Genomic DNA, 21,631 nt, shown 5'->3' on the forward strand with positions numbered 1-21,631 from the left:
TTTGGGCGTTGGCATCACCCCGGGCGGCTTACACCGTCGCGCCTCCGTGGCCCGGCGCGGGCGTAATACCGCCAGTCAGCGCCTGCATGCCCGACGGTTCGTTGGCCGCACCTCGGTCGAACACGGCATCGCTGGGAGGCAACTCGACGATGATCGTCACGCCGCCGCCAGGCATTGAATCGATGACGAGCGTGCCGCCCAGCGCAATGGCGCGCTGCTCCATCCCCAGCAGCCCGTGATGGCCGACCATGCGGCGCCGCTCGATATCGGCTGGGAAGCCACGGCCGTTGTCGCGCACGCGCAAACGCACGCCCTGGTCATCCACATCGAGCGCCACCGACACCGTGGTCGCATGCGCGTATTTCGATGCGTTGGTCAGCGATTCCTGCACGATGCGATACAACGCGATGGCCGCATCGTCAGTCAGCTTGGGCATGTCGTCGGGCAAGCTCACTTCCGTATGCCAGCCGTTGCGCGTGCCGACGTCCTCCGTCAATTGCGAGAGCGCCTCCACCAAACCCAGGTTAAGCAGGATCGTCGGGCGCAGGTCTTCGATCAGGCGGCGCTTGATCTGGATGCCCTGATCCACGTGCGCCATCACGCGCGTGATCTTTTCGCTTACCGCGGGCTCGCTGGCGTGAATGCGTGAGCGCAGCCAATGCAGATCCATCTTGGTGGCGGTAAGGATGGCGCCCAACTCGTCATGCAGCTCGCGCGCAAGGCGCGTCTTCTCGTCTTCAGTCACGCGCTGCAAGTGGGCGGCCAAGTCGGACAACTGCCGCGTGCGCTCGCGCACCATGCGGTCGAGTTTCTGGCTTTCCTCTTCGGCCATGTCGCGCTCGCGCTCGGTCAGGGCGAGGCGCTTGGCGTGCTGCATGCCCAGCACAACCAGCAGGATGATGTTGACCGCCGTGATCAGCGCAATGCCGTAACGCGACAGCGCCAGATCGCGCTCGGCGTGTTCAAGGCTGCGGGCCACGGTGGCAATCTCACGCTGACGCAGGCGATCCAGACCCTGCCGCACCGCTTCCATCGATGCCTTGCCGAAATCGGTGCGCACAAGATCGAGCGCCACTTCCAGGTCGCGCTTGCCGTAGATGAGCGTGAGTTCCATCTCGGTGAGCTTGCGGCTGACCTGGAGCGCCGTCTCAGAGAACAGCTTGAGCGCGTCCGGATCGTTGGCGTAGTGATCGCGAATTTCTGCCATCAACGCATGGATATGCGGAATGGCCTTGTTGTACGGATCGAGATATTCGTCCTTGCCCGTGAGCAAAAAACCGCGCTGCCCGGCCTCGGCGTTCACCAGCTCGGCAAGCAGTTCGTTGATGGCGGTTTCAGCCTGCTGCGACTGAATCACCTGCCGATAGCCCTGGCTCAGGCGGATGTTGCCCGTCTCCGAGGCAATCAGCACCCCGAGCGTCAGCAGAATGCCGCCGGCGAGCAGCAGAGTGGAGCGCAAGGATGACCGCATGGCATGCAGACCCATAGGAAACGCGTCAAACCGCCCGACGCGGCGCGCGTTGCGTTTGTGTTTTTTTGGCAATTCGGATGATACCGCGTGGGCGCGCCGCGCGACACTTGGGGCGCACCCCGGTCAGGCACGCGATGTGCGTGGGAGTACGCCACAGGGCGCGGGCCTCACGCAATTCACCGCTGCCCTGCATTCCATCCATCCGAACCGGAGACGACAACATGCTGAAATGGGCACTCATCTTCGCCATCATTTCCCTGGTGGCCGGCGTTCTGGGCTTTACCGGCGTTGCCGCAGGCGCGGCGAGTATCGCCAAGGTCCTGTTCTTCATCTTTGTGGTGTTGTTCGTGCTGTTTCTGGTGCTGGGCGTCACGGTCTTCAAAGCCGTCGATTAGTGCAGAAGACCCACGCGGGAGCGCGGCCCGTGTCTTGCTAAACCATTTGGCATGCGGCCCGCTTTCGCAAAAGCCGAAATCGCACCCAAACCAACCGCGCCGCCGGTGCGTGCTTCCCGCGGCGCCACGATGAGGAGCTTCACCATGTCACTCTTTGCTAGCCAACGCGTCCGAAGCCGAATTGACGACGTCAATGATCGCGCGCACCGCGCCATGAACAGTGCCAGCGACGCCGTCGACCACGCCCGCTACGCTGCTCGCCCCGCCGTCGAAGACGTGCAGAGCCTGCTGCGATCGCTCGAAAACGCCATCCATACACTGACCGACGAAGGCAGCACCGAAGCCCGGCGCGCCAGCCGCACGCTGCATGCGCGTGCCGACCAACTGCGCCAAGCCGCCAACGACCGCGCGCAGCAGGCCCGCGAACGCATGGACTGGGCGCTCGATCGCACGGAAGAAACCATTACCGCAGCGCCCTTCAAGTCTGTTGGTGTAGCCGTGGCGATTGGCGCAGCGATCGGGCTGGTCGTGGCGCTGGCCGGCGGCAGCAGCCGACGCGACGCCAGCGAATAAACCCATCCCGCCAATTACCCCGCAGGAGCAACCACATGAGCCGGACCAACGTCGCCGCCCCCTCGGAAAGCGGCTTCCTCACCGACATCAAAACCTTGCGCGAACGTGCCCGTAAGCACATCGAGGAAGGCGCGGTGACCGAAGACTACAAAGCCGATCGGGAGACCGTGCTGCGGCTGCTGAACGAGGCGCTGGCCACGGAGCTGATCTGCGTGCTGCGCTACCGGCGCCATCACTTCATGGCCAAGGGCATCAACGCAGAACCGATCGCCGCAGAATTCCTGGTGCACGCCAACGAGGAACAGGCGCACGCCGACAGCATCGCCACGCGCATCGTGCAACTGGGCGGCGAGCCCAACTTCAACCCCGAAGGCCTGTCCACGCGCAGCCATTCTGAATACGTGCAAGCCGACGGCCTGGTCGACATGATCAAGGAGAACCTGGTGGCCGAGCGGATCGCGATCGACAGCTACCTGGAGATGATCCGCTACATCGGGGATCGAGACCCCACCACCCGGCGGGTACTGGAACAGATTCTGGCCGTTGAGGAAGAACACGCGGACGAACTGTCCGACATGCTCCACGACCAATAACGCAAACGCTGCAGGACGAGACACCGGCCAACGCGCCAGCCCCCTCCCCCGCTCCCGGCCCCCGTGGCCGGATGCCCGGACCGCCCCGTTTGGCGGCCGGGCATTTTTTTTGGGCCTGCCCCCGAAACTCAGACGCCCCAGAGCACGCTGGACTTTTCGACCAGCGATTCTTCCAGCATGTGCAGCAGCGGATAGGCGCGCTGGCCGAGATGCGGCGGCTCTTCTTCGCCGTCTTCGTCCAGCTCGGGCGCCGAGAGTTCGGCCACCTTGATATGTGCCTGGTGCGTGTCATCCTTGATGGCGCGCTTGAGGCGATCGATGGCGTGGGGCATTTCTTCGGGCGTGATGACACCGCGCTCGCCCAGCGTCTTGCCGATCACGCCCAGCAACACCATGGCGAGATCCTTCTGCATCGAGAATTTTTGCGAAGCGTGCGAAGTAAAGGTGATCATGATTTCTTGTTTCCCTTGGTTGGGTGGGGGAGCCGCCGATTGCCATGACTGGGGGCGGATACCTCTGAGACCGCGGCTCACCTGATAAAATTTCGTACTTTTCCCCGAACAACGCAACTGGCGGCGCCAGAACTGGATTTCAATCCATTTCAGCACTGCCGGCGTCATGGTTTCTTTATGCTGCCCTCCCACAAACAGACGATCGCCCAATTGTTGTCCGACGCCGTCGGCTCCCTGCTGCCCGAGGGCCAAGCCCGACCGGAGATCGTCCTGGAGCGCCCCAAGCAGGCCGCGCACGGCGACATCGCCTGCAACGTCGCGCTGCAGCTCGCCAAGCCGCTGGGCACCAACCCGCGCGAGCTGGCCGGCAAGATCGCCGACGCCATCCGCGCCGATGCCCGCGGCCAACGCCTGGTGTCCGCCGTTGAGATCGCCGGCCCCGGCTTCATCAACCTGCGCCTGTCGGCCGCCGCGCGTGCCGACGTGATTGCCGCCGTGTTCGCGGAAGGCGACCGCTACGGCGCCGCCAATACGCATGACGGCGCGCCCGTGCTGGTGGAATTCGTCTCGGCCAATCCGACCGGTCCGCTGCACGTCGGCCACGGCCGCCAAGCCGCGCTGGGCGATGCGCTGGCGAGCCTGCTCGACTGGCAAGGCCACAAGGTCCACCGCGAGTTCTACTACAACGACGCCGGCGTGCAGATTCAGAACCTGGCTGTCTCGGTGCAGGCCCGCGCGCGCGGCTTCAAACCGGGCGACGCCAACTGGCCCGAAGCCGCCTACAACGGCGACTACATCGCCGACATTGCCGCCGATTACCTCGCAGGCAAGACCGTACGCGCCTCCGATGGCGAACCCGTGACGGGTGAGCGCGATGTGGAAAACCTCGAAGCCATCCGCCGCTTTGCGGTGACGTATCTGCGCAACGAACAGGACATCGACCTGCAGGCCTTTGGCGTGAAGTTCGACCGCTACTACCTGGAGTCGTCGCTCTACACCGAAGGCAAGGTGCAGCAGACGGTGGACGCGCTCGTTGCTGCCGGCAAGACGTACGAGCAGGAAGGTGCACTGTGGCTGCGCACGACCGATGATGGCGACGACAAGGACCGCGTCATGCGCAAGTCCGACGGCGCCTACACCTACTTCGTGCCGGACGTGGCGTACCACACGACCAAGTGGGGCCGCGGCTTCAAGCAGGTCATCAACGTCCAGGGCAGCGACCACCACGGCACCATCGCTCGCGTGCGCGCCGGTCTGCAGGGCCTGAACATCGGCATCCCCAAGGGCTACCCCGATTACGTCCTGCACAAGATGGTCACAGTGATGAAGGACGGCGCCGAGGTGAAGATCTCCAAGCGCGCCGGCTCGTACGTGACCGTACGCGACCTCATCGAATGGTCCAACGGTGACGCCGAGAGCGAAGCCGGCGTCGACACCATCCGCGCCTGCGTGGACGCCGGCGAGCCGAACTGGCCTGCACGCTTCACGCGTGGCCGCGACGCCGTGCGCTTCTTCCTGCTGTCGCGCAAGGCCGATACCGAATTCGTCTTCGACGTCGATCTGGCGCTCAAGCAGAGCGACGAAAATCCCGTGTACTACGTGCAATACGCCCACGCGCGCATCTGCTCGGTGTTCGAACGCGCAGGCGTTGACCCTGCTTCGCTCACCAACGCCGATCTGGCTGCGGTGACGGGCCCGGACGTCAGCCCGCAGGCGACAGCCCTGGTGCAACGCCTGGCCGCATTCCCCGACATGCTGGCCGACGCCGCACGCGAACTGGCCCCGCACGCCGTGGCGTTCTACCTGCGCGACCTCGCGGGCGATTTCCACGCGTTCTACAACGCCGATCGCGTGCTGGTCGACGACGAGGCCGTCAAGCGCGCCCGTCTGGCGCTCCTGGCCGCCACGCGTCAGGTGTTGCGCAACGGGTTGGCGGTGATCGGCGTGTCCGCACCGCAAAAGATGTAAACGCGCATGATTTGGCATCACACGGCGCTCTTATAATCGGGCGCTTCTAGAAGGATCGACATGGCACGCAATACGCAATCTTCCCGTGCCCGCTCGCAACGGGGCGGCACGTTTCTGGGTCTGGTGCTGGGCTTGATCGTCGGTTTGGCGATCGCCGTGGTGGTGGCGGTGTACATCACCAAGGCGCCGGTACCCTTCGTGTCGCGTGGCGGCGCACAGCCCAAGCCGAGCGAAGCGGGCAACGTAGTCAACACGCTGCCGACGCCGGTGCAACCCGCGCCGCAAGCCAGCGCCCCGCAGGCGGCGGACCCGAACGCGCCGCTGTGGAGCCGCGTGCCGGCCAAACCGGTCGATCAGGCCGCCGATCAGAACAATCCGCCGCCGGGCATCACCATCCACCCTGCCCAGCCAAGCTCGGCCCCGCAGGTGGCAAGCGCGCCAGGCGCCAAACCGCCCAAGCCGCCGGTCACTGCCTCCAACGAGAAGCCGGTGACGGACCCGATTGCCGAGATTGCTCGCCAGGATGCCGCCAAGACGGGCTATTTCCTGCAAGTTGGTGCTTACAAATCCTCCGAAGACGCTGAGCGCCAGAAGGGCAATCTGGCCATGCAAGGCTTTGAAGCCAAGGTGACGCAGCGCGAGGTGAACGGCGCCACCATGTATCGCGTGCGCCTGGGGCCGTTCAACTCGCTCGACGAGATGACCGCCGTGCGCAGCCGCCTGCAGTCGACAGGCGTGGAATCGTCGGTCATCCGCTTCGCCCGCCAGTAACGTGAAGTCCGCGCGGCCCGCTGTGAACCCGGCGGGCTGTGATCGGTCAGAAACCTGAGATTCAGTTACGCTGACACCCGCGTCGAGCGGCTCGGCACTCGATTTCGCTGGTTTTCCCGTTGCTTCGTCCAGTTAGCCGTCTAATCCGTCGTCCATTCACCATGAAAAAACTCGCTGCTTTCCTGATCGCTCTCGCCACTGGCGCCGGCTTCCTGATGACCGCGCCGGCCAATGCCGCACCCACCGCCGGCAAGGAATACAAAGTGCTGCAAACGCCGCAGCCTGTGCCCGCAGGCAAGATCGAAGTGACGGAGTTCTTCTGGTACGGCTGCCCGCACTGCTATGACTTTGAAAACACCTGGACGGCGTGGGTCGCCAAGCAAGGCAAGGACGTGGTGATCAAGCGCGTGCCGGTGGCCTTCAATGCCAAGCTGGAGCCGCATACCCGCATCTATTACACGCTGGAAGCGCTGGGCAAGCTCGACGCCAAGGACGCCAGCGGCAAGACGCTGCATGACCGCGTGTTCGACCAGTTGCACAAGAACTACCGCTCGATGTCCGAACTGGATGACATCGCTAAGTTCATGGCCGCCAACGGCGTCGACGAGAAGCAGTTCCGCGACACCTACAACTCGTTCAGTGTGAACGCCAATACCAAACGCGCCGCGCAACTGGCCGACCAGTACAAGATCGAAGGCGTGCCGACCGTCGTTGTGCAGGGCAAGTACACCACGTCGCCGGCAGATGCAGGCAGCAACGTGGGCGCTGCTCAGACGCTCGACTACCTCGTCGACCAGGTGCGCAACCGCAAGATGTGACGGGTTGCCGCGTTTCCGGGCATCTTGCCCGGGCGTGACACCGCCATCGACGCCCGCCCCTGTGCGGGCGTTTTTTGTGCGTCGCCCTTCTACACACCAACAGGACATCGACATGAGCGAGATCGTCTTCATCACCGGCGCCTCCAGCGGCATCGGCCAAGCCTTGGCACGTCAGTACGCAGCACAGGGCGCTACGATCGGGCTGGTCGCGCGGCGTGTCGACGCGCTCCATGCGTTTGTGCAGACGCTGCCAGCGGCTCTCCAGGGCCGCTGCCATTGCTACGCCGCCGACGTGCGCAGCGCCGAATCGATGCGCGAGGTGGCCAGCGCATTTATCGCCACGGTCGGGCTGCCCGATGTGGTGATCGCCAACGCCGGCATCTCGGTCGGCACGGACTTGCGCGAACCGGGCGACCTGAAAGCCTTTGCCGCCGTGATGGACACCAACTGGATGGGCGTGCTGAACACGTTCCAGCCGTTCGTCGCGCCGATGCTGGCACGCGCCAAACCCGGGCAGCCCGGCGGCACGCTGGTCGGTATTGCCAGCGTGGCGGGCGTGCGCGGCCTGCCCGGTGCGGCGGCCTACAGCGCCTCCAAATCGGCGGTGATCAAGCTGATGGAGAGTCTGCGCGTGGAGTTCGGCCCACTTGGCTTGCGCGTGGTGACGATCGCCCCCGGCTACATCCAGACGCCGATGACCGAACACAATCCGTATCCGATGCCCTTCCTGATGCCGGTGGACCGCTTCGCGCAGAAAGCCGTGAATGCGATCCGTCGCGGCGTGCGCTTCACGGTGCTGCCATGGCCGATGGGCATCGTCGCCAAGCTGCTGCACGTGCTGCCGCTCGGGCTCTATGACTTTGCGTTTGCGCGCGCTGGGCGCAAACCCCGCAACCCCGAGATTTCGTCATGACTTACACCGATGCGGCTGGCCTCGCGCACGCCCCTGTCGACACCACACCGCGCATCGCCAGCCTGGTCCCTTCGATTACCGATCTGCTGTTCTCGCTCGATCTGGGCGATCAACTGGTTGCCCGCACCGGCTTCTGCATCCACCCGCGCGACGCGGTGCGCAACGTACCGAAGGTCGGCGGCACCAAGACCGTCAAACTCGACAAGTTGCGCGAGCTGGCGCCCACGCACGTCATCGTCAACATTGACGAGAACACGCGCCCGACCGTCGACAAGCTGCGCGAATTCATTCCGCACATCATCGTCACGCATCCTTGCTCGCCGGAAGACAACCTTGCGCTATACCAACTGCTGGGCGGCATCTTCCGCCGCGAGGCGCAGGCGCAAAAGCTGTCCGACGCGCTCACGCAGGAGCTGGAGGCGCTGCGCGGCCGCCACTTCCTGCCGCACCGCGTGCTGTACGCCATCTGGCAAGACCCGTGGATGACGGTATCGCGCGACACGTACATCTCGCGCATGCTCCAGCTCGTGAACTGCCATACGTGGCCGAACGACCCTGCGCCCGTGCAATGCGGCACCGACAAGAGCGGCGATTGCGCTCGTCCCAACCGGCCGGACACGCGTTACCCGACGTTCCGCTGGAGCGATGATGTCGTGCGCAACATCGACTGCGTGCTGCTTTCCACCGAGCCTTACAGCTTTACCGAAGAGCATGTCGACGCGCTGGAAAAGCAGATCGGCAAACCGGTCTATCTCGTCGATGGCGAAATGGTGTCGTGGTACGGCAGCCGCGCGATCGACGGCGTGCGGTACCTGGGGCAATTTGCGAAGACACTGCGTTAGACCTTCCAGCGGCGCACAAAAAAGAACCCGCCAATTGGCGGGTTCTTTGTTGGCCGGAGCGATGCGTTATCGCACAAACCCATAGTCGTACTCCACCTTGGCAATGCGCAGGTGGTACGACGCATACCATTGCTCGCGCCCCAGTTTCTGCGCGGCAAGGTGGTCACTCTGGTTCTTCCACTCGCGAATGGCCTCCAGCGACGACCAATACGACACGGTGATGCCCGGCCGCCCCTGGTCGCCGGCCAGCTCATCGCGTACGGATTCGATGCCGAGAAAGCCCGGCATGCTGCGGCCCAACTCCACCATGCGGTCGGCCATCGCGCCATAGCCGTTGTCGCCGTCGGTGCGCGTGGAGGAAAAAATCACCGCGTAATACGGCGCAGTCGGCGTTTGCGCGGGAAACGGCAGGACGACGGCGCTGTCGTCGAGAACGTCATGCTGGTCAGCCATGGGCGGCTCCGTTGAAAGGCACGGGTTGTTGAGTTTATGCAGCGGCGTGGAATCGAACGATACCGTCCGCGCCGGTTTCGCGCACCAGTTCGCCTTGATGCCACAGCGCGTGCAGGTGGGCAAGCGCCTCGCCCATCGCGAAGGTCATCTGATGCACATCGAACTGGCGCTTGAAGATGACGTTGACGATGTCCCGGGCGGATTGCGGCGCGGCCTTGCACGCAGCCAACGTTTCGGCCAGCCGGTCCGCATGGTGGTCGCGCAGTTGCCGGATGCGCGTATGCAGCCCGCGGAACGGTCGACCGTGCGACGGCAGAATCAGCACGTCGGCCGGCAGCGGTTCGTACTTGCCCAGCGAATCCAGATACAGCGTGAGCGAATCCGCTTCAGGCTCCAGATCGAACACGCTCACGTTGGTGGAGATGCGCGGCAAAACCATGTCGCCGGAAATCAGCACGTTGGCATCTTCACTGTAGAGCGCGACATGCTCGGGCGCGTGGCCGAAGCCGGTGATGACACGCCACTTGTGCGCGCCGATGGCGACGACATCGCCATCCATCAGGCGACGGTACTGGCTCGGCACGCCGGGCACGAGCGTGCTGTAGTAATCCTTGCGGTTGCGGATGCCTTCGATGGAGGTCGGGTCCGTCAAGCCGTGGCGCTCGAAATGGCGCGCGGCAAATTCGCCGCCGGCGTTCGATGCGCCGGTGCCGCCCACCAGCATGCGCGCGAAGGCGTAGTCGCCCAGGCTCATCCACAGGCGCACGTTCCAGCGTTTCTCATCGCCGCCTTCGCACAGCCAGCTCGAGAGGCCAACGTGGTCCGGATGGCAGTGCGTGACCAGCACGCGCAGCACCGGCAGGCCGTCCAGGTGGTTCGTGAAAATGCTTTCCCAATACCCGCGGATCGCTTCGTGGTTGATGCCGCAATCGATGATCGTCCAGCCGTCCTGCCCGTCCTGCCGATCACGCAGCAGCCAGAGGTTGATGTGATCGAGCGCAAACGGCAGCGGCATGCGCAGCCAGTAGACGCCGGGGGCGACTTCAAACCGCGTGCCGCCTTCGGGAAGCGTGTCGCCAAAGGGATAGTCGAGTTGGTGTTCGAGCGCGTTCATGGGAATGTGGTCTCGGTCGCCGCCTTGAGCTGCTGTGCGGCGGTCTCTGCGATTGCGGTTTGGCGCCATTGACGCTAACGTAAACGTCAATTCGCCGCCGGTCATCCATCTTAAGCGAAAACTTAATGTCGCTGGCCGGCGTGCATGCGCAATCACACCTCTGCCGTTACTCCGTTCCCCGCCGTATGTCTGCCTCTACTCCGTCTGCCGCCGCCGCGCTTGCCGCCGATCTTGAATCGGGCGATGCCGGCGAGCTTGCCGACGCAAGCTTCACCATCACCGATCTTGCACGCGAGTTCGACATCACGCCGCGCGCCATCCGCTTCTACGAAGACCAGGGCCTGCTGGCGCCGGATCGCCAAGGCCCGGGCGGGCGTCGCCGGGTGTATTCGGCCGGCGAGCGCACTCGCCTGAAGCTGACCTTGCGCGGCAAGCGGCTCGGCCTGTCGCTGGGCGAGATCAAGGAGATCCTGGATCTGTATGAATCGCCGCGCGATACGGTGCCGCAGCTGGAGCGCTTCCTGGCGTCGCTGGCGCAACACCGTGCGGTGCTTACGCAGCAACTGGAAGACCTGAACGCCCAACTGGCCGAGATCGACCAGCACGAACGCCAGTGCCGCCGCCTGCTGGAAGATGCGCAGGCCGGCACGGGCAAGCCGCCCAAGCGACGCAAGGCCGCCTGATTCCGCAAATCTACGTAACGGCCGATCATTGACGTTTACGTAAACGTCAATACAATACGCAACACCTTGAAGCACCCTTCCGGCACCGGTGCGTCCGCCACAAGCGGCGTGCACCGCACAGCGCCAGACCACTTACCCGAGACAACGCGGCTTGGACCGCGCCCAAGGAGACCACCATGATTGATCTGCCCGGCCTGAAATTCGACTTGGGCGAAGACATCGAGATGCTGCGTTCGGCTGTGCGCGATTGGGCGCAGGGTGAACTGGCACCGCGTGCCGGCGAAATCGACCGCACCGACCAGTTCCCGATGGACGCATGGCGCAAGATGGGCGAGCTGGGCGTGCTCGGCATCACGGTGGCCGAGGAATACGGCGGCGCCAACATGGGCTACCTGGCGCACATGATCGCCATGGAAGAAATCAGCCGCGCATCGGCGTCGGTGGGCCTGTCGTATGGCGCGCACTCGAACCTGTGCGTGAACCAGATCCACCGCAACGGCACGGCGGATCAGAAGGCCAAATACCTGCCCAAGCTGGTTTCGGGCGAATGGGTCGGTGCCCTCGCGATGAGCGAGCCGAATGCCGGCTCCGACGTCGTCAGCATGAAACTGCGTGCGGAGCTGAAAGGCGACCGCTACGTGCTCAACGGCACCAAGATGTGGATCACCAACGGCCCCGACTGCGACGTGCTGGTCGTCTACGCCAAGACCGAGCCTGAACTGGGCGCGCGCGGCATGACGGCGTTCATCGTCGAAAAGGGCATGAAGGGTTTCTCTGTTGCGCAGAAGCTGGACAAGCTCGGCATGCGCGGCTCGCACACCGGCGAGCTGGTGTTCGAGAACGTGGAAGTGCCGGTGGAAAACATCCTCGGCCAGGAAAACGGCGGCACCAAGGTGCTGATGAGCGGTCTGGATTACGAGCGCGCGGTGCTCTCCGGCGGCCCGATCGGCATCATGCAAGCCTGCATGGACGTGGTCACGCCGTACATCCACGACCGCAAGCAGTTCGGCCAGAGCATTGGCGAATTCCAGCTCATCCAGGGCAAGATGGCCGACATGTACACCACGCTGCAGGCGTGCCGCGCGTACCTGTACACGGTGGGCAAGAACCTTGACTCGCTGGGCCGCGACCATGTGCGCCAGGTGCGCAAGGACTGCGCTGGCGTGATCCTCTACACCGCCGAGAAGGCCACCTGGATGGCCGGCGAAGCCATCCAGATCCTGGGCGGCAACGGCTACATCAACGAATTCCCGGTCGGCCGCCTGTGGCGCGACGCCAAGCTGTACGAAATTGGCGCCGGCACGTCGGAAATCCGCCGCATGCTGATCGGTCGGGAGCTGTACGCAGAGACGATGTAACGGGCGGGAGCAGGCGGGCTGGTGGCACGGGGCCATCAGCCAAACGGATAAGGAGGCGCAACGGTTTCAGGACGCGAACACGGCACCGAAGACCATACAATCTAGGTCTGCCTGGTTTGCTGGTTTTGCCGCTTCCCTGCTCCTCCCCGCGCACACGCCATGTCCCATTTCCCCAAGCTCCTCTCGTCGCAGATCGCCTTTGACGTCGCCCGCACGATGCTCGACGGCTTCGACAAGCACTACCGCTTGTTCCGCGAGGTCAGCGTACAGGCCAAGACCGCGTTTGAGACCGGGGACTGGGGCGGCCTGCAGCAACTGCAGCGCGATCGCATCGCCTACTACGACGAGCGCGTGCGCGAAGCGTCGGTCATCCTCGAAGACGAATACGACGCCGAGAACATCGACGACGAAATCTGGCGCCAGATCAAGCTGCACTACATCGGCCTGCTGACCAACCATCACCAGCCGGAATTGGCCGAGACCTTCTTCAACTCGGTGTGTACGCGCATCCTGCATCGTTCGTACTTCAACAACGATTTCATCTTCGTGCGCCCGGCCATCTCGACGGAGTACATCGAGAACGAAGAGTCGCCCACCAAGCCGACGTACCGCGCTTACTACCCCGGCACACGCGACGGCCTGGGCCCCTGCTTCGAGCGCATTGTCCACAACTTCCAGCTCAACGCGCCGTTTGAAGATCTGGAACGCGATATCGGCTACGTCGTGCGCGCGGTGGGCGAGCACTTTGGCGATTTCCGCATCGCGCCGAATTTCCAGATCCATGTGCTGTCGTCGCTGTTCTTCCGCAACAAGGCGGCGTACATCATCGGACGCGTGATCAACGGCGACAAGACATTCCCGCTGGCCGTGCCGATGCTGCGCAATGCCGCGGGCCAGCTCTCGCTCGACACGGTGCTGCTGCGGCAGGAGCAACTGCTGATCCTGTTCTCGTTCACGCACTCGTATTTCATGGTGGACATGGAAATTCCGTCCGCCTACGTGACCTTTCTGCGTGACCTGATGCCGCGCAAGCCGCGCGCCGAAATCTATACCTCGCTCGGCCTGCAGAAGCAGGGCAAGAACCTGTTCTATCGCGACTTCCTGCATCACCTGCAGCATTCGTCGGACAAATTCATCATCGCGCCGGGCATCAAGGGCCTCGTGATGCTGGTGTTCACGCTGCCGTCGTACCCGTACGTGTTCAAAGTCATCAAGGACTACTTCCCGCCGCCCAAGGAAACCACGCGCGAGCTGATCAAGAGCAAGTATCAGTTGGTGAAGCGCCACGACCGCGTCGGGCGCATGGCGGATACGCTGGAGTATTCCGACGTGTCCTTCCCGCTCTCGCGCTTTGACGACGACCTCATCAAGGAACTGGAGAAGCACGCGCCCTCGATGGTCGAATACCAGCGCAGCGAAGACGGCAGCGAAGAGATCGTCATCCGGCACGTCTACATCGAGCGCCGCATGACGCCGCTGAACATCTGGCTGCAGGAAGGCACCGATGCGCAGGTCGAACACGGCATCATCGAATACGGCAACGCCATCAAGGAACTCATCGCCGCGAACATCTTCCCGGGCGACATGCTGTACAAGAACTTTGGCGTGACGCGCCACGGCCGCGTGGTCTTCTACGACTACGACGAGATCGAATACCTCACCGACTGCAACGTCCGCACCGTGCCCGAGCCGCGCACGGAAGAAGAGGAAATGTCCGGCGAGGTCTGGTACAACGTCGGCCCGCACGACATTTTTCCGGAGACGTACCGCACGTTTCTGCTGGGCGATCCGCGCGTGCGTGAAGCCTTCCTCAAACACCACGCGGACTTCTTCGAAGCGTCCATGTGGCAGGGATACAAGGAGCGCCTGCTCTCCGGGCAGATGCACGATTTCTACGCGTATGACGCAGCGGAACGCTTCGCCAATCGCTACGGCGCGAGCGCGCCCGACAACGCAGCGCAAGACAACACGACGGTGCAGCAGCGCGCCGCCGCTTAACCCCTTCAACACGACGGGAAGCCATGCCACATCGCATCAAAGAACTGTTTGAGAACAACCGGAAATGGGTCGAGCGCGTCCACGCTGAAGACCCGGATTTCTTCTCCAACCTGGCCAACCAGCAGAACCCGGAATACCTCTGGATCGGTTGCTCGGATTCGCGCGTGCCTGCCAACCAGATCATCGGTCTGCCGCCGGGCGAGGTGTTTGTCCACCGCAACATCGCCAACGTGGTGGTGCACTCTGACCTGAACTGTCTGTCGGTGCTGCAGTTTGCGGTGGAAGTGCTGAAGATCCGGCACATCACGGTGGTGGGCCACTACGGCTGCTCGGGTGTGAAGGCAGCGTTGACGAAGCAACGTTTCGGGCTGGCCGACAACTGGATTCGTCACGTGCGTGACGTGGCCGAGCAACACGAAACGTATCTCGGTACGGTGGTCCGCGAGCAAGATCAGCATGACCGGCTGTGCGAGCTGAACGTGATTCACCAAGTCAACAACGTGTGCCTGACGACGATCGTGCAGGACGCATGGGATCGCGGGCAGCCGCTGACCGTTCACGGTTGGATTTACGGCGTGAAGGACGGGATGTTGCGCAATCTGGGAATGGCGGCGAGTTCCAATGAGGAACTGCATGCTCAGCTGGGTGAGGCTTGGCTGAATTATGGGAAGGAAGGGAGTACGCCTAGCCCGGTGGGGTTCTGATTTTTTTCTTGGATTTTTGGGTTGTGGTTCACCCCTGTTTCATCCCCTGCCGGGGCTGACTCACTTTCTTTGTCTTGCCAAAGAAAGTAAGCAAAGAAAGGCGCGCCCGAGATGGCGAAAGATTCCTTGAATTTATGTCGCAAGGAGGGAGGAGAGGCAAACTCGCTGCGCTCAAACAGCCTCCCCTCTTTTTCCTCCCTGCAACAGAAATTCAAGGCGCCATCTAGGGCAAGGTACGGCTACACCATCGCAGCACAAACGCAGTAGTGGGTACGCGGCAAGACGCGGAGCGAAGCAAACGGCAACACAGCAACAAGCAAGGGCCTGACAGAGCATGCACACCAACGATTTGGCCGTTGACGTTCCTGCCCTAGATGGCGCCTTGAATTTTCGTAAGCGGGCGGAAGCAAGACGGGAAACTGTCTGAGCGAAGCGAGTTTTTCCCGTCTCCGCCCGGTTACACAAATTCAAGGAAGGGGTCGCCATCTCGGGCGCACCTTTCTTTGCTTACTTTCTTTGGCAAGACAAAGAAAGTGAGTCGGCCCCGGCAGGGGACGATACGCAGATGGACCACCAAGGCCCACGCAAAAAGCAAGAGACACACAACCCCTGCACCACAAGTGCAGAACCTGTCCCAAGCACAGTTCCAGGAGATTGCAGCAATGTCCGACCGCATCGTCATCGCTTCCGCCGCCCGCACCCCGATGGGCGCCTTCCAGGGCGAACTCGCCAGCCTCACCGCTCCGCAACTCGGCGCCGCCGCCATTCGCGCGGCAGTCGAGCGAGCGGGCTTGAAACCGGAACAGATTGAAGAAGTCATCATGGGCTGCGTTCTGCCTGCGGGGCAGGGGCAAGCGCCGGCGCGCCAAGCCGCATTGGGCGCTGGCCTGCCGCTGTCAGTCGGCTGCACCACGGTCAACAAGATGTGTGGTTCGGGCATGCGCGCCGCCATGAATGCGTACGACGCGCTGCTCGCGGGGTCGCTGGATGTTGTGGTTGCGGGCGGCATGGAAAGCATGACCAACGCGCCGTACCTGATCCCGAAAGGCCGCGGCGGCTACCGCATCGGTCACGGCATGATCTACGACCACATGATGCTTGACGGCCTGGAAGATGCCTACGAGCGTGACGAAAAAGGCGGGGGCCGCGCCATGGGTACCTTCGGCGAGGACTGTGCCGAGAAGTACGGCTTCACGCGCGAGGCCCAGGACCACTTCGCGATGACGTCCGTGCGCCGCGCGCAAGAGGCCACCGAATCCGGCGCGTTCCGCTGGGAGATCACGCCCGTTACCGTGTCGAGCAAAGCCGGTGACACCGTTATCGACACCGATGAAGGCCCGCGCCGCATCAAGGTCGACAAGATCCCCTCGCTCAAGCCCGCGTTCAAGAAAGACGGCACGGTGACGGCCGCGTCGTCTTCGTCGATCAACGATGGCGCGGCTGCGCTGGTGATGATGCGCGAATCGACTGCCAAGCAACTCGGCATCACGCCGCTCGCTGTGATGCTGGGCCACACCACGCACGCGCAAGCGCCGGGCTGGTTCACCACGGCGCCGGTCACGGCCATCGACAAGCTGTTCAAGAAACTCGACTGGAACTCGGGCAACGTCGATCTGTTCGAGATCAACGAGGCGTTTGCCGTGGTGCCGATGGCTGCCATGCACGACCTGAATATCCCCCACGAAAAGGTGAACGTGAACGGCGGTGCGTGCGCGCTGGGCCATCCGATCGGCGCGTCTGGCGCGCGCTTGATCGCGACGCTGCTGGGCGCCCTGCAACACCGCGGCGGCAAGCGCGGCGTGGCAAGTCTGTGCATCGGCGGCGGCGAAGCCACGGCCGTCGGCATCGAACTCTACTAAGGCAAGCGCATGACGAACGCAACGTCCCGCCGCACACGCATCGCGCTCATCCTGGGCGCGTCGCGCGGCATCGGTCTGGAAACCGTCAAACAATACCGTGCGGATGGCTGGCGCGTGATTGCCACCGTCCGCTCGCAAGAAGCGGCAGAAGAATTGCAGGCGCTGGGCGCGGAAACGCACGTGCTCGATCTGACCGACACCAATGCCGTTGCCGGCCTGGCGTGGAAGCTGGACGGCGAAGCGCTGGACGTGGCGATCTACGTGGCGGGCATCTACGGCCCGCGCACGCAGGGCGCCACGCCCGTCAGCCAGGCGGATTTCGATGCCGTGATGCACACCAACGTGTGGGGTCCGATGAGCGTGCTACCCGCCGTGCTGCCGATGGTGGAGGCGGGACGCAACGACGCAGAAGAACCTGGCGGCGTGCTTGCTGTCATCTCCAGCCGCATGGGCAGCATCGGCGACATGGCCGGCAATGGCGGCTGGCTGTATCGCGCCAGCAAGGCGGCGGTGAATGCCGTGCTGCGCGCGGTGTCGATTGATGCCAAGCACGCCACCTGCCTGACCTTCCACCCCGGCTGGGTACAGACGGACATGGGCGGCGCGGGCGCGGCCATCACGCCGCAGGAGAGCGTGGCCGGTATCCGCCGCGTGATTGCCGGTGCCACGCGCGCCGACAACGGCGGGTTCCGCAACTACGACGGCAGCGTCATTGAATGGTGAGGCCGGAACGATGCTGCTGACCCAAGAGCAAGAGATGATTCGCGACGCCATCCGCACCTTTGTGCGCGAGGCGATCGTGCCGCATGCGGCGGCATGGGACCGCGAAGCGACGTTCCCGAAAGACGTGCACCGCCAGTTGGGCGAGCTGGGCGCTTATGGCGTGGCCGTGCCGGAAGAACTAGGCGGCGCGGGGCTCGACTACCTGTCGCTGGCGCTGATCCTGGAAGAAATTGCTGCCGGCGACGGTGGCACCTCCACCGTCATCAGCGTGAACAACTGCCCCGTGTGCAGCATGCTGATGGCGTTTGCGAATGACGCACAGAAGCAGCGGTGGCTCGCGCCGCTGGCGCGCGGCGAGATGCTTGGCGCGTTCTGCCTGACCGAGCCGCATGTCGGCTCCGATGCATCGGCGCTGCGCACCACGGCCGTGCGCGATGGCGACCACTGGGTCTTGAACGGCGTGAAGCAGTTCATCACCAGCGGCAAGCATGCCGACGTGGCCATCGTCATGGCCGTGACCGACAAGGCAGCAGGCAAGCGCGGCATCAGCGCGTTCCTGGTGCCGACCAACACGCCCGGCTACATCGTCGCGCGGCTCGAAGACAAGCTCGGCCAGCATTCATCCGACACGGCGCAGATCGTGTTTGAAGACTGCCGCATCCCCGCCGATTGCCTGCTGGGCGAAGAAGGCGCGGGCTACAAGATGGCGCTGTCCGGGCTGGAAGGCGGGCGCATCGGCATTGCCGCGCAGAGCGTGGGCATGGCGCGTGCGGCTTTCGAGGCCGCGCTGGCGTACGCCAAGGAGCGCGAAAGCTTCGGCCAGCCGCTGTTCGCGCATCAGGCCGTGCAGTTTCGCCTGGCCGAGATGGCCACGCGCGTAGACGTCGCACGACAGATGGTCTGGCATGCCGCCAGCCTGAAAGACGCCGGGCTACCGTGCCTGAAAGAGGCGGCCATGGCCAAGCTCAACGCCAGCGAGATGGCCGAGCGCGTCTGCTCCGATGCCATCCAGGTCTTCGGCGGTTACGGCTACGTCAACGACTTTCCGGTGGAGCGCATCTACCGCGACGTGCGCGTGTGCCAGATCTACGAGGGCACGAGCGATATCCAGAAAATCCTGATCGCCCGCGCGCTGGCGTAGGCGGTCTCAACTCTCAACGCAATAGGCATGACCGCAGTGACTTCCCCCGTTTCGAACCACCCGCGCTTTGACGCGATCCTCTTCGATTGCGACGGCGTGCTGGTCGACAGCGAACCCCTTGTCAACCGCCTGATCTGGGAGATGTTGACCGAGCTTGGCATCAGCATCAGCCCGGAAGATTCCATCAAGCGCTTCCTCGGCAAGGCCATTCGCGAAGAACTGGACGCGATTGCCGAGATGCGCGGCGAACCGCTGCCGCCGAACTGGTTGTCCACCTTCCACGCGCGCCGCAACGCGCTGCTCGAAGCCGAGGTGGAAGCCGTGCCGCATATCGCGCACGCCATCGACGTGCTCTCCAGGCTGGGCCTGCCGATGGCGGTGGCCTCGGGCGCCGATCGCACGAAGGTTGAGCTGCAGCTCAACCGCACCGGGCTGATCGAGCACTTCCAACCCACGGACGTGCGCATCTTCTCGGCTACCGAGGTTGCGCGCAGCAAGCCCGCACCCGATGTGTATCTGCTGGCCGCCAGCAGCCTGGGGGTATCGCCGTCGCGTTGCCTGGTGATTGAAGACAGCCCCACGGGCGTCACCGCAGGGCACGCTGCCGGCATGACGGTGCTGGCATACGCCGGCCGCAATGCGCCGGGCCCGCTGATCGCCGCCGGTGCGACGCGCGCGTTTACCGACATGCGCGAGCTGCCGGAGTTGTTGGCCTGATGCCAGCCGCACAAACCAGGCCCATCGGCCCTGCCGACGCTTGCCCCTGCGGCAACGGCGCCTATGCGCGCTGCTGCGGCCCCTTCCATGCGGGCGACGCCGTGCCGGCGACGGCCGAGCAGCTCATGCGCTCGCGCTACAGCGCCTATGTGCTGGGCGACACGGCGTACCTGCGCCGCACGTGGCATCCGTCCACCTGCCCTGTCGACCTGGAAACCAGCGAAGCCGAGGCCGCCGCCACGCGCTGGCTCGGCCTGGACGTCAAGCGCCACACGCCGCAAGACGCCACGCACGCGACGGTGGAATTCGTCGCGCGCTACAAGGTGGGCGGGCGCGCGCATCGCCTGCACGAAACCAGCCGCTTCGTCCGCCTGGACGCAAGCGGCGCTGAATCCGCCGAAGGCCGTTGGCTGTACGTCGACGGCACCTTCCCTGACTGAACCGCACCGACCTTCTTGCACTGCTGCCATGCCGACGCTAGAGACCAAGCTGAACCCCCGCGCTGAAGAATTCAAGGCCAACGCCGATGCCATGCGCGCGCTCGTCGCCGACTTGCGCGACAAGGTTGCACGCATCGCCCAGGGCGGCGGTGAAGACGCCCGCGCCAAGCACCTCGCCCGCGGCAAGCTGCTGCCGCGTGACCGCGTGCAGCAACTGCTCGACCCCGGCACGCCGTTCCTGGAGTTCTCTCAGATGGCGGCGTACGGCATGTACGACGATGCCGCGCCGGGCGCCGGCATCATCACCGGCATCGGCCGCATCTCGGGGCAGGAATGCGTGATCGTCTGCAACGACGCCACGGTCAAGGGCGGCACGTATTACCCGATGACGGTGAAGAAGCACCTGCGCGCGCAGGAGATCGCCGAGCAGAACCACCTGCCCTGCGTCTACCTCGTCGATTCGGGCGGCGCCAACCTGCCGAACCAGGACGACGTGTTTCCTGATCGCGATCACTTCGGCCGCATCTTCTACAACCAGGCCAACCTGTCGTCGAAGGGCATTCCGCAGATCGCGGTGGTGATGGGCTCGTGCACCGCGGGCGGCGCGTATGTGCCGGCCATGAGCGACGAGTCGATCATCGTCAAGGAACAGGGCACGATCTTCCTGGCGGGTCCGCCGCTGGTGAAGGCCGCGACCGGCGAAGTGGTGAGCGCTGAAGACCTCGGTGGCGCCGATGTGCACACGCGGCTGTCCGGCGTGGCAGATTACTTCGCCAACAACGATTCGCACGCGCTGGCGCAAGCCCGCAGCATCGTCGCGCACTTGAACCGCCGCAAGCCCGAGCAGGTGCAGATTCATGCGCCGGTCGAACCGCGCTACGCAGCCGAAGAGCTCTACGGCGTGATCCCGACCGACACGCGCAAGCCGTTCGACGTGCGCGAAGTCATTGCCCGCATCGTCGACGATTCCGCTTTTGACGAGTTCAAGGCGCGCTACGGCACGACGCTGGTCTGCGGCTTTGCGCGCATCTGGGGTTACCCGGTCGGCATCATCGCCAACAACGGCATCCTGTTTTCGGAGGCGGCGCTCAAGGGCGCGCACTTCATCGAGCTGTGCTGCCAGCGCAAGATCCCGCTGGTGTTCCTGCAGAACATCACGGGCTTCATGGTCGGCCGCAAATACGAGAACGAAGGCATCGCCAAGAACGGCGCGAAGATGGTGACGGCGGTGGCGACGGCGCAGGTGCCGAAGTTCACGGTCATCATCGGCGGCTCGTTTGGGGCGGGCAACTACGGCATGTGCGGCCGGGCGTATTCGCCGCGCTTCCTGTGGATGTGGCCGAACGCGCGCATCTCGGTGATGGGCGGCGAACAGGCCGCAAGCGTGCTCGCCACGGTACGCCGCGACGGCATCGAGGCCAAGGGCGGCCAGTGGAGCGCGGATGAAGAAGCCGCCTTCAAGGCACCGATCCGCGACCAGTACGAGCGCCAGGGCCACCCGTACTACGCCAGCGCGCGCCTGTGGGATGACGGCGTGATCGACCCGGCCGACACGCGCAGCGTGCTGGGCCTCGGGCTGTCGGCCAGCCTGAACGCGCCGATCGGCGATATGAACTTCGGCGTGTTCCGCATGTAAGCGGGCCGC

General features: G+C 64.1%; 22 protein-coding genes. 18 read left to right on the forward strand and 4 right to left on the reverse strand.

The annotated features are described in order from the left end of the window. Positions 1 to 28: 28 nt before the first annotated feature. Complete coding sequence (locus tag BM136_RS17865; RefSeq protein ID WP_092973795.1) at positions 29 to 1,471, reverse strand: sensor histidine kinase; 1,443 nt, start codon at positions 1,469 to 1,471, stop codon at positions 29 to 31. 221 nt (positions 1,472 to 1,692) lie between these two features. Here BM136_RS17865 and BM136_RS17870 point away from each other — a divergent pair, with 221 nt between their 5' ends. From BM136_RS17870 to BM136_RS17880, 3 genes are all read left to right on the forward strand, one after another. Next, positions 1,693 to 1,866: a DUF1328 domain-containing protein gene (locus tag BM136_RS17870; RefSeq protein ID WP_092973607.1), complete on the forward strand. Its 174-nt coding sequence runs from the start codon at positions 1,693 to 1,695 to the stop codon at positions 1,864 to 1,866. 144 nt (positions 1,867 to 2,010) lie between these two features. Continuing rightward, on the forward strand, positions 2,011 to 2,439 hold the full coding sequence (locus tag BM136_RS17875) for an ElaB/YgaM/YqjD family protein (protein WP_092973609.1): 429 nt from the start codon (positions 2,011 to 2,013) through the stop codon (positions 2,437 to 2,439). A 35-nt stretch (positions 2,440 to 2,474) separates the two neighbouring features. Next, positions 2,475 to 3,032 (forward strand): ferritin-like domain-containing protein, encoded by a 558-nt coding sequence (locus tag BM136_RS17880; RefSeq protein WP_092973611.1) that lies wholly within the window; start codon positions 2,475 to 2,477, stop codon positions 3,030 to 3,032. Positions 3,033 to 3,160: 128 nt separating this feature from the next. Here BM136_RS17880 and BM136_RS17885 read toward each other — a convergent pair whose 3' ends face one another. Further along, positions 3,161 to 3,484, reverse strand: coding sequence for a DUF1840 domain-containing protein (locus tag BM136_RS17885; RefSeq protein WP_024976829.1), 324 nt, complete (start codon positions 3,482 to 3,484; stop codon positions 3,161 to 3,163). A gap of 177 nt (positions 3,485 to 3,661) precedes the next feature. Between BM136_RS17885 and argS the strand changes: the two genes are divergently transcribed. The 5 genes from argS (at position 3,662) to BM136_RS17910 (ending at position 8,796) form a co-directional block, all read left to right on the forward strand. Further along, positions 3,662 to 5,452 (forward strand): arginine--tRNA ligase, encoded by a 1,791-nt coding sequence (gene argS / locus BM136_RS17890; RefSeq protein WP_092973613.1) that lies wholly within the window; start codon positions 3,662 to 3,664, stop codon positions 5,450 to 5,452. A 60-nt stretch (positions 5,453 to 5,512) separates the two neighbouring features. Continuing rightward, complete coding sequence (locus BM136_RS17895; RefSeq protein WP_092973615.1) at positions 5,513 to 6,223, forward strand: SPOR domain-containing protein; 711 nt, start codon at positions 5,513 to 5,515, stop codon at positions 6,221 to 6,223. Positions 6,224 to 6,384: 161 nt separating this feature from the next. Beyond that, the gene (locus BM136_RS17900; protein ID WP_004633713.1) at positions 6,385 to 7,041 is read left to right on the forward strand and encodes a thiol:disulfide interchange protein DsbA/DsbL; all 657 of its coding nucleotides are present in this window, start codon (positions 6,385 to 6,387) and stop codon (positions 7,039 to 7,041) included. A 112-nt stretch (positions 7,042 to 7,153) separates the two neighbouring features. After that, positions 7,154 to 7,954: an SDR family oxidoreductase gene (locus BM136_RS17905; RefSeq protein WP_092973617.1), complete on the forward strand. Its 801-nt coding sequence runs from the start codon at positions 7,154 to 7,156 to the stop codon at positions 7,952 to 7,954. Further along, positions 7,951 to 8,796: a helical backbone metal receptor gene (locus BM136_RS17910; RefSeq protein ID WP_092973619.1), complete on the forward strand. Its 846-nt coding sequence runs from the start codon at positions 7,951 to 7,953 to the stop codon at positions 8,794 to 8,796. Before BM136_RS17905 ends, BM136_RS17910 begins: the two co-directional genes overlap by 4 nt. Before the next feature lie 66 nt (positions 8,797 to 8,862). Here the strand turns inward: BM136_RS17910 and BM136_RS17915 are convergent, their stop codons facing one another. Together BM136_RS17915 and BM136_RS17920 are read right to left on the reverse strand one after the other, a co-directional pair. Continuing rightward, on the reverse strand, positions 8,863 to 9,249 hold the full coding sequence (locus BM136_RS17915) for an antibiotic biosynthesis monooxygenase family protein (RefSeq protein WP_092973621.1): 387 nt from the start codon (positions 9,247 to 9,249) through the stop codon (positions 8,863 to 8,865). A gap of 34 nt (positions 9,250 to 9,283) precedes the next feature. Beyond that, positions 9,284 to 10,363, reverse strand: coding sequence for an MBL fold metallo-hydrolase (locus BM136_RS17920; protein WP_092973623.1), 1,080 nt, complete (start codon positions 10,361 to 10,363; stop codon positions 9,284 to 9,286). Between the two features lie 185 nt (positions 10,364 to 10,548). Here BM136_RS17920 and BM136_RS17925 point away from each other — a divergent pair, with 185 nt between their 5' ends. The 10 genes from BM136_RS17925 to BM136_RS17975 all read left to right on the forward strand — a co-directional run bounded on the left by BM136_RS17925 (position 10,549) and on the right by BM136_RS17975 (position 21,622). Beyond that, positions 10,549 to 11,046 (forward strand): MerR family transcriptional regulator, encoded by a 498-nt coding sequence (locus tag BM136_RS17925; protein WP_092973798.1) that lies wholly within the window; start codon positions 10,549 to 10,551, stop codon positions 11,044 to 11,046. A gap of 176 nt (positions 11,047 to 11,222) precedes the next feature. After that, complete coding sequence (locus BM136_RS17930) at positions 11,223 to 12,404, forward strand: isovaleryl-CoA dehydrogenase (protein WP_092973625.1); 1,182 nt, start codon at positions 11,223 to 11,225, stop codon at positions 12,402 to 12,404. A 159-nt stretch (positions 12,405 to 12,563) separates the two neighbouring features. Next, positions 12,564 to 14,402: a bifunctional isocitrate dehydrogenase kinase/phosphatase gene (gene aceK, locus BM136_RS17935; RefSeq protein WP_092973627.1), complete on the forward strand. Its 1,839-nt coding sequence runs from the start codon at positions 12,564 to 12,566 to the stop codon at positions 14,400 to 14,402. Positions 14,403 to 14,425: 23 nt separating this feature from the next. After that, positions 14,426 to 15,106: a carbonate dehydratase gene (gene can, locus BM136_RS17940; protein WP_092973629.1), complete on the forward strand. Its 681-nt coding sequence runs from the start codon at positions 14,426 to 14,428 to the stop codon at positions 15,104 to 15,106. A 662-nt stretch (positions 15,107 to 15,768) separates the two neighbouring features. Then, positions 15,769 to 16,965: an acetyl-CoA C-acetyltransferase gene (locus BM136_RS17950; protein WP_092973631.1), complete on the forward strand. Its 1,197-nt coding sequence runs from the start codon at positions 15,769 to 15,771 to the stop codon at positions 16,963 to 16,965. Between the two features lie 9 nt (positions 16,966 to 16,974). Beyond that, entirely contained in the window at positions 16,975 to 17,688 is a 714-nt protein-coding gene (locus tag BM136_RS17955; protein WP_092973633.1) for an SDR family oxidoreductase, read from the forward strand. Between the two features lie 10 nt (positions 17,689 to 17,698). Continuing rightward, positions 17,699 to 18,829 (forward strand): acyl-CoA dehydrogenase family protein, encoded by a 1,131-nt coding sequence (locus BM136_RS17960; protein ID WP_092973635.1) that lies wholly within the window; start codon positions 17,699 to 17,701, stop codon positions 18,827 to 18,829. 27 nt (positions 18,830 to 18,856) lie between these two features. Continuing rightward, the gene (locus tag BM136_RS17965; RefSeq protein WP_092973637.1) at positions 18,857 to 19,546 is read left to right on the forward strand and encodes an HAD family hydrolase; all 690 of its coding nucleotides are present in this window, start codon (positions 18,857 to 18,859) and stop codon (positions 19,544 to 19,546) included. Then, positions 19,546 to 19,986, forward strand: coding sequence for a YchJ family protein (locus BM136_RS17970; protein WP_092973639.1), 441 nt, complete (start codon positions 19,546 to 19,548; stop codon positions 19,984 to 19,986). Before BM136_RS17965 ends, BM136_RS17970 begins: the two co-directional genes overlap by 1 nt. A gap of 28 nt (positions 19,987 to 20,014) precedes the next feature. Further along, on the forward strand, positions 20,015 to 21,622 hold the full coding sequence (locus BM136_RS17975) for a carboxyl transferase domain-containing protein (RefSeq protein WP_092973641.1): 1,608 nt from the start codon (positions 20,015 to 20,017) through the stop codon (positions 21,620 to 21,622). The last annotated feature ends 9 nt before the right edge of the window (positions 21,623 to 21,631 follow it).

It is taken from the genome of Ralstonia sp. NFACC01 (assembly GCF_900115545.1).
Taxonomy (GTDB): domain Bacteria; phylum Pseudomonadota; class Gammaproteobacteria; order Burkholderiales; family Burkholderiaceae; genus Ralstonia; species Ralstonia mojiangensis.

What these genes read in the sequence shown, in the direction of transcription:
- BM136_RS17870 (WP_092973607.1), top strand. Translation starts at nt 1,693, where the DNA reads ATGCTGAAATGGGCACTCATCTTCGCCATCATTTCCCTGGTGGCCGGC.
- BM136_RS17950 (WP_092973631.1), top strand. Translation starts at nt 15,769, where the DNA reads ATGTCCGACCGCATCGTCATCGCTTCCGCCGCCCGCACCCCGATGGGC.
- argS (WP_092973613.1), top strand. Translation starts at nt 3,662, where the DNA reads ATGCTGCCCTCCCACAAACAGACGATCGCCCAATTGTTGTCCGACGCC.
- can (WP_092973629.1), top strand. Translation starts at nt 14,426, where the DNA reads ATGCCACATCGCATCAAAGAACTGTTTGAGAACAACCGGAAATGGGTC.
- BM136_RS17970 (WP_092973639.1), top strand. Translation starts at nt 19,546, where the DNA reads ATGCCAGCCGCACAAACCAGGCCCATCGGCCCTGCCGACGCTTGCCCC.
- BM136_RS17865 (WP_092973795.1), bottom strand. Translation starts at nt 1,471, where the DNA reads ATGCGGTCATCCTTGCGCTCCACTCTGCTGCTCGCCGGCGGCATTCTG.
- BM136_RS17905 (WP_092973617.1), top strand. Translation starts at nt 7,154, where the DNA reads ATGAGCGAGATCGTCTTCATCACCGGCGCCTCCAGCGGCATCGGCCAA.
- BM136_RS17960 (WP_092973635.1), top strand. Translation starts at nt 17,699, where the DNA reads ATGCTGCTGACCCAAGAGCAAGAGATGATTCGCGACGCCATCCGCACC.
- BM136_RS17915 (WP_092973621.1), bottom strand. Translation starts at nt 9,249, where the DNA reads ATGGCTGACCAGCATGACGTTCTCGACGACAGCGCCGTCGTCCTGCCG.
- aceK (WP_092973627.1), top strand. Translation starts at nt 12,564, where the DNA reads ATGTCCCATTTCCCCAAGCTCCTCTCGTCGCAGATCGCCTTTGACGTC.
- BM136_RS17925 (WP_092973798.1), top strand. Translation starts at nt 10,549, where the DNA reads ATGTCTGCCTCTACTCCGTCTGCCGCCGCCGCGCTTGCCGCCGATCTT.
- BM136_RS17975 (WP_092973641.1), top strand. Translation starts at nt 20,015, where the DNA reads ATGCCGACGCTAGAGACCAAGCTGAACCCCCGCGCTGAAGAATTCAAG.
- BM136_RS17895 (WP_092973615.1), top strand. Translation starts at nt 5,513, where the DNA reads ATGGCACGCAATACGCAATCTTCCCGTGCCCGCTCGCAACGGGGCGGC.
- BM136_RS17965 (WP_092973637.1), top strand. Translation starts at nt 18,857, where the DNA reads ATGACCGCAGTGACTTCCCCCGTTTCGAACCACCCGCGCTTTGACGCG.
- BM136_RS17920 (WP_092973623.1), bottom strand. Translation starts at nt 10,363, where the DNA reads ATGAACGCGCTCGAACACCAACTCGACTATCCCTTTGGCGACACGCTT.
- BM136_RS17885 (WP_024976829.1), bottom strand. Translation starts at nt 3,484, where the DNA reads ATGATCACCTTTACTTCGCACGCTTCGCAAAAATTCTCGATGCAGAAG.
- BM136_RS17880 (WP_092973611.1), top strand. Translation starts at nt 2,475, where the DNA reads ATGAGCCGGACCAACGTCGCCGCCCCCTCGGAAAGCGGCTTCCTCACC.
- BM136_RS17875 (WP_092973609.1), top strand. Translation starts at nt 2,011, where the DNA reads ATGTCACTCTTTGCTAGCCAACGCGTCCGAAGCCGAATTGACGACGTC.
- BM136_RS17955 (WP_092973633.1), top strand. Translation starts at nt 16,975, where the DNA reads ATGACGAACGCAACGTCCCGCCGCACACGCATCGCGCTCATCCTGGGC.
- BM136_RS17930 (WP_092973625.1), top strand. Translation starts at nt 11,223, where the DNA reads ATGATTGATCTGCCCGGCCTGAAATTCGACTTGGGCGAAGACATCGAG.
- BM136_RS17900 (WP_004633713.1), top strand. Translation starts at nt 6,385, where the DNA reads ATGAAAAAACTCGCTGCTTTCCTGATCGCTCTCGCCACTGGCGCCGGC.
- BM136_RS17910 (WP_092973619.1), top strand. Translation starts at nt 7,951, where the DNA reads ATGACTTACACCGATGCGGCTGGCCTCGCGCACGCCCCTGTCGACACC.